This is a genomic window from Alterinioella sp. B-7 (genome assembly GCF_056857775.1).
Genome location: NZ_JBSXNT010000039.1, coordinates 657,763 through 669,811, shown reverse-complemented (window position 1 = coordinate 669,811; position 12,049 = coordinate 657,763). Strand labels below are relative to the sequence as shown.

The window sequence follows — 12,049 nt, the reverse complement described above, 5'->3', positions numbered from 1 at the left end:
CGCTTACTCAGCGTCTTCCTTGGCCAATTCCGCGCCGGTCTCCTGGTCGACCATCTTCATCGCCAGGCGCACCTTGCCGCGATCGTCGAAGCCGAGCAGCTTGACCCACACTTCCTGACCCTCTTTCAGAACGTCCGAGGGGTGGTTCAGGCGGCGGTTCTCGATCTGGCTGACATGCACCAGCCCGTCGCGCTTGCCGAAGAAGTTCACGAAGGCGCCGAAATCGACGATCTTCACGACCTTGCCCTTGTAGATCTTGCCTTCCTCGGGCTCGGCCACGATCGAATGGATCATGTCATAGGCTTTCTGGATGGCCTCGCCATTGGGCGATGCGATCTTGATGATGCCGTCATCGTTGATGTCGACCTTGGCACCCGACACTTCCACGATCTCGCGGATCACCTTGCCGCCCGAACCGATCACTTCACGGATCTTGTCGGTGGGGATCTGCATGGTCTCGATGCGCGGCGCATGGACCGAGAACGAACCCGCCTCGGTCAGGGCCTTGCCCATCTCGTTCAGGATGTGCAGACGTCCGGCCTTGGCCTGTTCCAGCGCCTTGGACATGATCTCGGGCGTGATGCCCGCAACCTTGATGTCCATCTGGAGCGACGTGATGCCCGCCTCGGTGCCCGCGACCTTGAAATCCATGTCGCCGAGGTGATCCTCGTCGCCCAGGATGTCGGTCAGAACGGCATAGTCACCGTCCTCTTCCAGGATCAGGCCCATCGCCACGCCGGCAACCGGCGATTTCAGCGGCACGCCCGCATCCATCATCGACAGCGACCCGCCGCAGACCGACGCCATCGAGGAGGAGCCGTTCGATTCGGTGATTTCCGACACCAGACGCACGGTATAGGGGAAATCCGTCGCCGCGGGCAGAACCGCCTGCAACGCGCGCCAGGCCAGTTTGCCGTGGCCGATCTCACGCCGACCCGGAGGGCCGACGCGACCCGCTTCGCCGACCGAATAGGGCGGGAAGTTGTAGTGCAGCAGGAAGTTGGATTTGAAGTTGCCATGCAGCGCGTCGATGAACTGCTCATCGTCGCCGGTGCCAAGCGTGGTCACGACCAGGCCCTGCGTCTCGCCACGGGTAAACAGCGCCGAGCCATGCGTGCGCGGCAGAAGGCCGGTTTCGCAGACGATGGGCCGGACCGTGTCCAGCGCGCGGCCGTCGATGCGCTTGCCGGTTTTCACGACGTCGCCGCGCAGGACGGAGGCTTCCAGCTTTTTCAGCGCGGACCCGAGGTTCGGGTCTTCCTGCTGCTCCGCGCTCAGGCTCTCGATGATCGCGGCTTTGGCGTCGGAAACGGCGGTGGTGCGTTCCTGCTTGTCGGTGATCGCGTAGGCGGCGCGGACCTTGTCCTCACCGGCGGCTTTCACGGCCTCGTAAAGCTCCGAGTAATCGGCGGGCTGGAAATCGAACGGCTCTTTCGCGGCGCTTTCGGCGAGGCTGATGATCAGGTCGATGACCGGCTGGATCTGCTCATGCGCGAAGGTCACGGCGCCAAGCATTTCCTCTTCGGTCAGCTCATAGGCCTCGGATTCGACCATCATCACGGCGTTCTTGGTGCCCGCGACGACCAGGTCGAGACGCTGATCGGGGTTGTTGCGCAGGTCGTGCATGTCGTCGACGGTCGGGTTCAGGACGTAATCGCCATCCTCATAGCCCACGCGGCAGCCCGCGATCGGACCCATGAAGGGCGCGCCGGAAATGGTCAGCGCGGCCGAGGCGGCGATCATCGCGACCATGTCGGGATCGTTGACCAGGTCATGGCTCAGCACCGTGCACATCACCAGCACTTCGTTCTTGAAGCCGGGGACGAAGAGCGGGCGGATCGGACGGTCGATCAGGCGCGCGGTCAGCGTCTCCTTCTCGGTCGGACGCGCCTCGCGCTTGAAGAAGCCGCCCGGCACCTTGCCGGCGGCATAGTATTTTTCCTGGTAATGCACCGTCAGCGGGAAAAAGTCCTGACCCGGTTTCGGCTGCTTGGCAAAGGTCACCGCGGCCATGACGCTGGTTTCGCCCAGGGTGGCGATGACGCAGCCATCGGCCTGACGGGCAATCTTGCCGGTTTCCAGTGTCAGCGTCTCTTCGCCCCACTGGATGGATTTCGTTGTCACGTTGAACATGTATCGTTTCCTATCAGGGGGCGCTCCCGGCCTTCCGGGTCCCCCGTGTCTATGGCGGCCCCATTGCCGCCGACCCCAATCCTATCGTGCGACGCCGGGGTCCATCGCGTCACGTCTCAGATTGGGGGGCCTTACACTGGTTTTGACGAATTTGAAAGCGATCTCTTCTTGTTTCACGCGCTCCGGGGTGATCTGACCCATCCCCATGACCTGCCGACCGGAGGAAGAGAGCCCATGACATCGCCCCGAACCCTACTGCTGCACACCGGCGGCACCATCGGCATGGCCCCCTCGCCCGAGGGGCTGCACCCCGCCACCGGTCTCGTTGAACGCGCGCTGGACCGGCTGGAGGCGGGCGGCGCGGTGGACCTCAAGCGGCTGGACCCGCTGATCGACAGCGCCAATGCCACGCCCGAGGACTGGAACCGGCAGAGCGCCGAGATCGCGGCGCACCATGCCGATTACGGCAGTTTCGTCATCACCCACGGCACCGACACGCTGGCCTTCACCGCCTCGGCGCTGGCCATGGCGCTGGAGGGGCTGGACAAGCCGGTGATCCTGACCGGCGCGATGGTGCCGCTGGAACAACCCGGCAGCGATGGCGAAAGGAACCTGGCCGATGCCCTGCGGATCGCGGGCGAAGCCGAACCGGGCGTCTGGATCCAGTTCGCGGGCCAGCTTTTGCGCGGGCCGCGGGCGCGCAAGGTTCACAGCGCGGCGCATGATGCGTTCTCGGGCTGGCCCTCGGAGCGCATGCCGCGCCGGGCGGGGCCAAGGCTGATCCGCCACGCCTTCGGGCGCGCCTCGATCGCCGTGCTGCCGGTCGCGCCGGGCTGCGCGATGCAGGTGATCGAGCATGCCATGAAGGTCTGCGACGGGATCGTGCTGCGCTGTTATGGCAGTGGCACGGTGCCGAACGATCCGGTGCTGGCCGGGGCGCTTGAGGCCGCCGCCGCGCGCGCCATCCCGGTCGTCGCGGTCAGCCAGACCCTGGAGGGGGGCACCACGCTCGGCACCTACGAGGCCGGGGCCATCCTGCTGCGCCACGGCGTCATCGACGGGCGCGACATGACGCTGGAGGCGGCCTACGCCAAGCTGGCGCTGGCCCTTGCGACCTGCCCCGACCTCGCCGCGCAACGCGCCTTTGTCGAGGCACCCCTCTGCGGCGAGTTCGGCCCGACGACCTGATCGCTCAGGCCCCGGTCTCGGTCGGCGGGCCGCGCCGGTTGCCTGGGATCTTCGGCAGCCCGTAAGCCTTGCGCGCCGTCACCAGCCGCAGATCCTCGGGGTCCATCCCCATGCTCAGGATCGTCTTGCGGTCATAGCGCGCCTTGGCGGTGTCGCGGTCATGGGCGGTGCCGAACAGCCGGTCGATCCAGCCCATGCCGATGCTGACGTGATAGGTCGCGTCGTGATCCTGGAAATGATGCGCCAGGTGGCTTTGCGTCACGCGGGTGCCGAACCAGCCCTTGGGCACGTTCAGATGCGCCAGCGTGTGGCAGTATTCATAGAAGGCGAAGGCGCTGACCGAGCCGAAGAAGATCGCCACCACCCCGAACACCAGCGCGCCGCCAAGACCGAGGGCCGGCCACAGGATAACCGTGTGGATCGCCAGCGACAGCAGGCCGAAGCGGACCGGATACCAGTGATCGTCGCCGGTGAAGAACTCCGCATCGCCGGGAAACTCGTGATGGCCGATATGGCTGCGGTAGAGCGCGTTGAACACGCCCTGCTCGGTCGGCGGCGCGCGGTGCAGCAGGAACCGGTGCATGGCATATTCGACGAAGAACTGCATCAGCACACCGTAGGCCACGGCCAGCAGCAACAGCGGGCTGAACCCCAGGATCAGCGTCACAAGACCGCCGATCCAGAACGGCAGCAGGCGTTGCAGACTGCCCATATGGATGAGAACGCGCAGGGTGGGGATCATGTCGGGCCTCCGGGTTACCGCGCGCAGGCTAGGGGCTTGGCGGGCCACCGGGCAAGGAAAACGCGACGTCACCGGAAACGGGAACGGGAGGCGACCGACAGGCCGCCTCCCGCAATTTCAGGTCTTGCGCAGGGTCAGTGCACGAACTTGCGGATCTCGCCCGAGGCCAGGCGTGCGCTGTAGGATTTCAGCTCGACCCGCACCAGCCGCATCAGGAAATAGAGCGCCGTGATGTTGACCACCGCCATCGCGAAGATCGCCGCATCCGAGAAGTCGATCACGGGGCCAAGGCTTGCTGCCGCGCCGATCACGATGAAGATGCAGAAGATCACCTTGAACACAAGCTCCGAGGTCTGGCCCTCGCCAAAGAGGTAGGTCCAGGCCTTCAGCCCGTAATAGGACCACGAGATCATGGTCGAGAAGGCGAAGAGAACCACCGCGATGGCCAGGACGTAAGGGAACCAGCTGATCGCCGAGCCGAACGCCGCCGAAGTCAGCGCCACGCCCGAGGTGTCGCCGATCGTGGCAATCGCCGTGCCGGCCTCGTTCAGGACATAGTTGCCAGTCTCCTGGTCGATGATCAACTGCTGCGAGATGATGATCACCAGCGCCGTCATGGTGCAGATCACGACCGTGTCGATCAGCGGCTCAAGCAGGGACACGAAGCCCTCGGTGATCGGCTCGTTCGTGCGCACCGCCGAGTGGGCGATCGCCGCCGAACCGACGCCCGCCTCGTTCGAGAAGGCCGCCCGCTTGAAACCCTGGATCAGCGCGCCGACAAAGCCGCCCGCGACCCCCAGGCCGGTGAAGGCGCCTGCGAAGATCTGGCCGAACGCCCATCCGATCAGGTTGTAGTTGACCGCCAGGATGACCAGTGACGCACCGACATAGAGGATGCCCATGAAGGGAACCACCTTTTCGGTGACAGTGGCGATGGACTTGATCCCGCCGACGATGACGGCAAAGACCACCGCCGCGAAGATCACGCCGGTAATCCAGCCGGGATAGTCGCCCACGATGCCCGAGATCTGCGCATGCGCCTGGTTGGCCTGGAACATGTTGCCGCCGCCAAGCGCGCCGAGGATGCAGAAGATCGAGAACAGCACCGCCAGCACCTTGCCGCCCGGCAGGCCCAACTCCTTGAAGCCCTTGGACATGTAATACATCGGACCGCCCGACACGGTGCCATCCTCGTATTCGTTGCGGTATTTCACGCCCAATGTGCATTCGGTGAACTTGGACGCCATGCCCAGAAGCCCCGCCAGGATCATCCAGAACGTGGCCCCCGGTCCGCCGATGCCGACGGCCACCGCCACACCGGCGATGTTGCCAAGGCCCACGGTTCCCGACAGCGCCGTTGCCAGCGCCTGGAAATGGCTGACCTCACCGGCATCGTTGGGGTCCGAGTAGTCGCCTTTGACCAACGCGATCGCATGGCTGAAAAAGCGCAGCTGCACAAAGGCGAAATAGAACGTGAAGATTGTCGCAGCGACCACCAGCCACATGACGATCCAGGGGAAATTCGTGCCCGGAAAGGGCGCGAAGATCAGGCTGACGAAGGGGCCGGTGAAGGTCGCGAAGGCCGCGTTGACGCGGTCATCGAGGCTCAGCGCCTCCTGCGCCATCGCGGGCGTGACGGTCGAGGCCAGTGCCGCGAGGGGCAGGCCGAGTTTCTGATAGGTTTTCATGAGTTTTCCCTCCCTCACGTGACGACCGTGACCGGCACGCTGGCTTCCATCACCAGGTTCGCCGTCGCGCTGCCGAAGATCCGTTTCGTGAACCCGCCCTCGGTCGAGCGTGCGACGACGATCTGCGTTGCCCCTTCCTCGACCGCGATCGCGTTCAATGTGTCGGCGACATTGCCGTGGCGCACCATGCCGCTGGCCGACAGGCCCGCCTCGGTCAGGCGTGTCACGGCAGGCGTGACGATCCGTTCCATCGCGGTCGCGATCTCCTCTTCGCGGCGCTTGTGGCGCAGGGCATTCTCCTCGGCCGTCTGGAAGGAATAGGGCGACCATTCGATGACATAGACGACCAGCAATTCACAGCCCCCCACCTGGCAGGCCATCTCCTCGCCATAGGCCAGCGCCCTTTCGCCGGAACTGTGGCCATCAAGGCCAATCAGTAATTTCGTGGACATAATATCAACTCTCCCGTAGCTCCCCCCGCTGTCACCTGTCGGTGCCGGGAAAGACCCCTTTACCCGCGGGCAGAGGCCGACACCGTGACATGGGGAATGGTAGTATTATTGTTCGCGTCTCCCGTTCTCAGTATCAGTCTTTTTCACTAGTAGTTGGGCCTTTATTTCCAGTTTTTTTGGGTTTATTCCCTTTTTGCAGGAAGAAATCAGGACAAATGACCAAATGGCCAGACGCTTGGACGCTATCGACCGCAAGATCCTGGACGAGCTTCAGGAGAACGGGCGCCTGTCCATCGTCGAGCTTGCCAAGCGCATCAACCTGTCGAAAACCCCCTGTTCGGAACGCGTCAGGCGGCTGGAGAAATCCGGCGTGATCAGCCGCTACCGCGCGGTTCTGAACCCCGCGCTGGTCGATATGAAACACGTGACAATCGTGCATATCAGCCTGAACCGGACCAGCGACAGCGCGCTGGACGATTTCAACGCCGCCGTGCGCAGCATCCCCGAAGTGCAGAGCTGCCTGATGATCGCCGGGCAGTTTGACTACATGCTGAAGGTGCGGACCCATGACATCGCCCATTTCCGCGAGGTTCTGGGCGAAAAGATCGGCAAGCTGCCGGGGGTGATGCAAACCCATTCCTTCGCGGTCATGGAAACCGTCAAGGAAAGCGACCTGATCCGCATGAGCCGGGAGGGCTGAGCCCCGGACAGCAAAAAGCCCCGCGACCGGGATCGGTGGCGGGGCGATATTCCTGCTGTCTGGCGGACCCGACCTAGCGGCGGATGCCCAGGCGCTGGATCAGGTCGCGATAGCGCGCCTCGTCCTTGGACTTGGTGTAATCCAGAAGCTTCCGGCGCTGCGCGACCATCTTCAGAAGGCCACGGCGGCCGTGGTTGTCCTTCTTGTGGGTCTTGAAGTGCTCGGTCAGGGTGGTGATGCGGCTGGTGAGGATGGCAACCTGAACCTCGGGCGATCCGGTGTCGCCTTCCTTGGTTGCGAATTCCTTCATCAGCCGGGTCTTTTCTTCGGCGGTAATCGACATCGGGGTCTCCTTATGGGTTGGTGTGAATGGCGCAGGCCGGGATGTCGTCCAGCAAGGCCCGTGGAGAGGTGCCGCCAAGGCAAAACCCCGGCAGACTGCGCGCGTATAGGGGATGTCAGGCGCAAAGGAAAGCCCGAACTTCGCGCGCGCCTGCCCGGTTCGTTAACCAATCGTTTACACAATCCTTGCCGTTTGAAACGAAAGCCGGAAAAATGACCGGGCCGAAACTGGATACCGTTCACCAGTCGGAAACGCCGCCACATTAATTCCTTGGGATGACCTTGCTTGTGTCGGCAAAAAACCCGGCACCGCGCGCAGGGTTTCCGCAACGGATGCGTATAGGCTCAACCCCCGGGGCCTGTCATCGAAACAAGGAAAAGCACATGTTGGCAGCGGGTGGCGTATTGGCTCTCATGCTCGTCGGGTTCATGCTCGAGGGGATTTTTTCGGATGACAGCAGCGAGGAGGCGGGGGCCGCGCCCACGGGTGGCACCACCTCCGGCGAAGGCGGTGAGCCCGAGATCACCGATCTGGGCGACTTCCTGTTCGGCGATGCGGATAGCGACATTGCCGACAGCGACGATACCGACAGCGACGACACCACCATCGGCGATCCCGAGGATGACACCCTCGATCCGTTGCCTGCGCCCGCGCCCATCGGCATGGTCTTTGAAGGCAGCGATGGCGACGACGCGACGGATGGCGGCGACGGCGATGACATCCTGACCGGCGAGGCGGGCGACGATTCCCTCTTCGGCGGGCAAGGCGATGACCTCCTGTCCGGCGGCGCGGATGACGACACGCTGGATGGCGGCGACGGGGCCGATACGCTGCAGGGCGGCGATGGCGATGACTGGCTGATCCTGGGCGCGGGCGACATGGCGACGGGCGGCGACGGGGCCGATACGTTCGAGACCGACCGCGATGGTGGCGACGTGCCCATCGTGACCGATTTCCTGCAAGGCACCGACACGATCCTGATCCGGCACGATGGCGACGTCTCGCCCGAGATCAGCTTCGAGGTCGATAACGACGCGCAGACCACCTCGATCCTGTCCGGCGGCACCCCGATCATGCAGTTGCAGGGCATCACCACCCTGACGATGGACGACATCCAGCTGCGATCCGTCAGCGATACCGACACCGATACCGACACCGATACGACCGGCGACGATACCCCGGCGGGCACGCCCGACGATGACACGCTGGACGGCACCTCGGATGACGACAGCCTCATCGGCACACCCGGCGATGACACCCTGACCGGCGGTCCGGGCGACGACACGCTCGACGGGCTCGACGGCGACGACCTGCTCAATGGCGGCACCGGCGACGACATCCTGCGCGGGCGCAGCGGCATGGATGAACTCTTCGGCCAGCAAGGCGCCGATGCGCTGACTGGCGGGGCGGGCAATGACCTCGTCTCGGGCGGCAGCCAGAATGACGCGGCCTATGGCAATGAGGGCGACGATACCGTCCTGGGCGGCGACGGCAATGATGAGCTTTACGGCGATGAGGGCGACGACACCCTTTCGGGCGGGCAGGGCTATGACCTGCTGCATGGCGGTGACGGCGACGATTCGATGTCCGGCGACAGCGGCAATGACCTGCTCTTCGGCAGCGATGGCGACGACACGGTCGAGGGCGGCGCGGGCAATGACTACCTGCTCGGCGGCTTCGGGGCCGACCAGATGGCGGGCGGCGACGGCGATGACACGCTGGACGGCACCTTTGCGGCGGGCGATACCGAATTCGGCCCCTTTGACGAGGATGTCGCCGACACGCTGGATGGCGGCGCGGGCGACGATCACATCCTGATCGGCGAGAACGACGTTGCCACGGGTGGCGAGGGCTCCGATACCTTCGAATCCGGAGTCTTCGTCGAATCCGATACCGAGGCCGGGCACGTCACCGATTTCGACCCGAGCCAGGACCAGATCCAGGTCACGGTCGATCTTGCGGCCACCCCCAACCCTGTCATCTCCGTGGTTGATTTCACTGATGGCACCGGGGCCGATATCGTGGTCGACGGCACGGTCGTGCTGCACGTGACCGGCGCGCAGGGGCTGGACCCCGCCTCGATCCTGCTGCGCGACCTCGATCTTGACGACGCGGCCGAAAGCGCCTGACACGGGCGCCATGGCAGGATCGGCGCGCTGACCTCGATCCCGGGCGAAATTCCTTACATCCAGCACTTTGTGTTTTTGTCTGATCCAGACCGCATCGAAAGCCGCGTTCGACCGCAGGGAGAGGCCGCGTCTTTCGATGCTAGTCAAACGCAAAGTGCTTTGGAATTTGCCCCCGCCCGGCCCGACCGTCAGCGCGCCTGAAAGAACGGCAGCACGGCCTCCAACACGGCGCCCGGCACCTCCTCCATTGCGAAATGGCCGGTGCAGTGCAATTCCTTTCCCGTCACCTCACCCGCGCACCAGCCCTGCCAGATCGCCAGCGGGTCACCGGTGCGGGCCGGGAACCCGGCGCTGGCCCAGAGGAACAACACAGGCGCGGCGATCTTGTTGCCCGCCAGCCTGTCGGCCTCGTCCAGGGCCCGGTCCATCGTCGCCCCGGCGCGGTAATCGGCGCACATCGCGCCCACCCGCACCGGATCCGCCCCCTGCGCACGATAGGCCGCCAACGCCGCCTCGGAAAACGGCTCCAGCCCACGGCACTGGGTCCAGCTGGCCAATGTCCAGTCGATGAATCCCGGCCCGTCGGCGCAGATCATCCGCTCCGGCAGCGGCGCGGGTTGTGCAAGAAAGCTCCAGTGATACGCCTTCAAGGCCAGGTCCGCGTCCCAGGCGCGCCAGAAATCGCCCGTCGGCACAACTTCGATAATGCCAAGCCGCTCCACCCTGTCAGGATGATCCAGCGCCAGCCGATAGGCCACCCGCGCGCCCCGGTCATGGCCCAGCACATGCGCCCGCTCCAGCCCCAGGAAATCCATCAACCGGGCGATATCGCCCGCCATCGCGCGCTTGGAATAGACGTGGTGATCGGCATCGTCGGCGGGCGCGTCGCTGTCGCCATAGCCGCGCAGGTCGGGGATGATGCAGTGGAAGTCCTTCGCCAGATCGGGGGCGAGTTTCTCCCAGGCCATGTGGTTTTGCGGAAAGCCGTGCAGCAGGATCAGGGGCGCGCCCTCACCGCCCTGATGCACCGACAGGCAGACATCGCCCACCTCGATCAGGCTTTGCGAAAAGCCGGGAATTGCGGACATGTCAGGCCCCTTTCTTGGCCGCAGCTTGCCGCCCCTCCCCCGCCTCGTCAATCGCCCAGACGACCGGCTGCGTCGCATAGGCGATGTAGAGCGGGTGGCGCGGATGGCCCGCCTTGCTCAGCCCCAGGCACCGCACTTCGCGCCCCGCCCCGCGCAGGAGCGCCGCCACCGCGGCCCCCCGGCCCAGATGCTCGCCATGCACGCCCCACCCGGCGATGACGGTATCGGCCCAGGCCACGCCCTCCAGCAGCAACGCGTCATTGCCCGCCCCCACCGGGTCGGCGGCGCGGCGCAGCTGCCTGGGGTCGGTCTCGCGCCAGGCGAAGATGTTCATCACCCGCATCGCGCCATAGCCCAGAACCCGCGCCCGCCGCTCGCAACGCTCGACCGTGGGGTCGTTCTGGCGCTCGGTCGCCCTGGAGGGGTTCAGCATGATGTAAAGCAGGCGCGGGCCAGCCGGGTCCCAGACCCGCGTCAGGGAATAGCGATAGGCCAGGCAGTCGGAATAGACCGCCTCGCTGGCCGCATCGCCTTTCTGGAACGCCTTCGTGATCATGCCCCGCTTGTCAGGCAGGGCAGGCCGAAGCGCAACCCGGCACTCTCGGAATAGCTCGTATCCCTGAACGCTGCCTGAAATCAGGGATTTCACCGCGTTCAGCGATTTGCAGTCTCAGATGAATTCCGAGACGTGCGTCACGCCACCGCGCGGCGGTAGAGGTGCCATGTCGCGTGGCCCAGAACCGGCATCACCAGGATCAGCCCCAGGAAGGCGGGGATCGAGCCAAGCACCAGCCCCACGGCCACGATCAGGCCCCAGGCGGCCACGGTCTTCGGGTTCTCCCGCGTGACCTGCCACGAGGTGGCGACCGCCCGCGGCAGACCCACATTGCGATCAAGAAGCAGCGGAAAGGACACGATGCTGATGGCCAGAACCACGGCGGCAAACGCGGCCCCCACCGGAATCCCGATCAGCATCATCATCCACCCCGCCCCGGTGCCGAAGACATCGCCGATGAAGGCGCTGGCCGAGGCGGGCATCTCCGGCCCCATCGTGGCCAGGTAGACCACAAAAGCGGCCCCCATCCAGCCCAGGAACAGCGTCAGCAGCACAAGCCCCAACAGCACCATGGCCCCGACCGATGGCGCGCTGAAGAGGTGCGCCGCATCGCCCCAGGACGCGGGCGCGCCCATCTCGCGGCGGCGGCTCAATTCATAGAGCCCGATCGCCGCCACCGGCCCGAGCAGGGCAAACCCCGCCATCAGCGGAAAGACGAAGGGCGCAAGGGCGGCGTTGAAGGCGGCCCAGACCAGGGCCAGGCCAATGACGGGATAGAACAGGCACAGGAACATCACATCCGAGCGGAACACCGCGAAATCGTCCATGCCGGCGCGCAGCGCATCGCGGATATCCTGCATCCCGATCTGCTGCACCTTGGGCGGCGTATCGGCCCGGTCGCTGCGCACATGCCCAACCATGTCGGCCAGGTGCGTGCCGGTCCGCCCGAGCGATTGCGCGCTCCATGACAGTGGATTTCCGATTGTTCTGGTCTTGGCCATACTACCCTCCTGTCGCATCCAGACTGATC

The 12,049-nt window shown here is 65.0% G+C and carries 11 protein-coding genes; 3 read left to right on the top strand and 8 right to left on the bottom strand.

The window, feature by feature from the left end; translation table 11 throughout:
• Positions 1-3: 3 nt before the first annotated feature.
• Positions 4-2,133 carry a polyribonucleotide nucleotidyltransferase gene (gene pnp / locus AC13C7_RS18295; RefSeq protein WP_172320073.1) on the bottom strand — a complete coding sequence of 710 codons (2,130 nt, stop codon included), beginning with the start codon at positions 2,131-2,133 and terminating at the stop codon, positions 4-6.
• Positions 2,134-2,367: 234 nt separating this feature from the next.
• Between pnp and AC13C7_RS18290 the strand changes: the two genes are divergently transcribed.
• The gene (locus AC13C7_RS18290) at positions 2,368-3,321 is read left to right on the top strand and encodes an asparaginase (RefSeq protein WP_482868309.1); all 954 of its coding nucleotides are present in this window, start codon (positions 2,368-2,370) and stop codon (positions 3,319-3,321) included.
• 4 nt (positions 3,322-3,325) lie between these two features.
• Here AC13C7_RS18290 and AC13C7_RS18285 read toward each other — a convergent pair whose 3' ends face one another.
• From AC13C7_RS18285 to AC13C7_RS18275, 3 genes are all read right to left on the bottom strand, one after another.
• On the bottom strand, positions 3,326-4,063 hold the full coding sequence (locus AC13C7_RS18285) for a sterol desaturase family protein (protein ID WP_172320075.1): 738 nt from the start codon (positions 4,061-4,063) through the stop codon (positions 3,326-3,328).
• Between the two features lie 134 nt (positions 4,064-4,197).
• Positions 4,198-5,751, bottom strand: coding sequence for an alanine/glycine:cation symporter family protein (locus AC13C7_RS18280; RefSeq protein ID WP_446122241.1), 1,554 nt, complete (start codon positions 5,749-5,751; stop codon positions 4,198-4,200).
• Between the two features lie 14 nt (positions 5,752-5,765).
• Entirely contained in the window at positions 5,766-6,203 is a 438-nt protein-coding gene (locus tag AC13C7_RS18275) for a universal stress protein (protein WP_172320077.1), read from the bottom strand.
• 223 nt (positions 6,204-6,426) lie between these two features.
• Between AC13C7_RS18275 and AC13C7_RS18270 the strand changes: the two genes are divergently transcribed.
• Entirely contained in the window at positions 6,427-6,903 is a 477-nt protein-coding gene (locus AC13C7_RS18270) for an Lrp/AsnC ligand binding domain-containing protein (protein WP_172320078.1), read from the top strand.
• Between the two features lie 73 nt (positions 6,904-6,976).
• Here AC13C7_RS18270 and rpsO read toward each other — a convergent pair whose 3' ends face one another.
• Positions 6,977-7,246 carry a 30S ribosomal protein S15 gene (rpsO, locus tag AC13C7_RS18265; protein ID WP_172320079.1) on the bottom strand — a complete coding sequence of 90 codons (270 nt, stop codon included), beginning with the start codon at positions 7,244-7,246 and terminating at the stop codon, positions 6,977-6,979.
• Positions 7,247-7,629: 383 nt separating this feature from the next.
• Here rpsO and AC13C7_RS18260 point away from each other — a divergent pair, with 383 nt between their 5' ends.
• Entirely contained in the window at positions 7,630-9,375 is a 1,746-nt protein-coding gene (locus AC13C7_RS18260) for a calcium-binding protein (RefSeq protein WP_482868308.1), read from the top strand.
• Positions 9,376-9,563: 188 nt separating this feature from the next.
• Here the strand turns inward: AC13C7_RS18260 and AC13C7_RS18255 are convergent, their stop codons facing one another.
• The 3 genes from AC13C7_RS18255 to AC13C7_RS18245 form a co-directional block, all read right to left on the bottom strand.
• Positions 9,564-10,463 (bottom strand): alpha/beta fold hydrolase, encoded by a 900-nt coding sequence (locus AC13C7_RS18255; protein ID WP_446122244.1) that lies wholly within the window; start codon positions 10,461-10,463, stop codon positions 9,564-9,566.
• A gap of 1 nt (position 10,464) precedes the next feature.
• Complete coding sequence (locus AC13C7_RS18250; RefSeq protein ID WP_482868307.1) at positions 10,465-11,019, bottom strand: DUF1643 domain-containing protein; 555 nt, start codon at positions 11,017-11,019, stop codon at positions 10,465-10,467.
• A gap of 137 nt (positions 11,020-11,156) precedes the next feature.
• Positions 11,157-12,020, bottom strand: a complete 864-nt coding sequence (locus AC13C7_RS18245; RefSeq protein ID WP_172320083.1) for a DUF2189 domain-containing protein — start codon at positions 12,018-12,020, stop codon at positions 11,157-11,159.
• Positions 12,021-12,049: the final 29 nt, after the last annotated feature.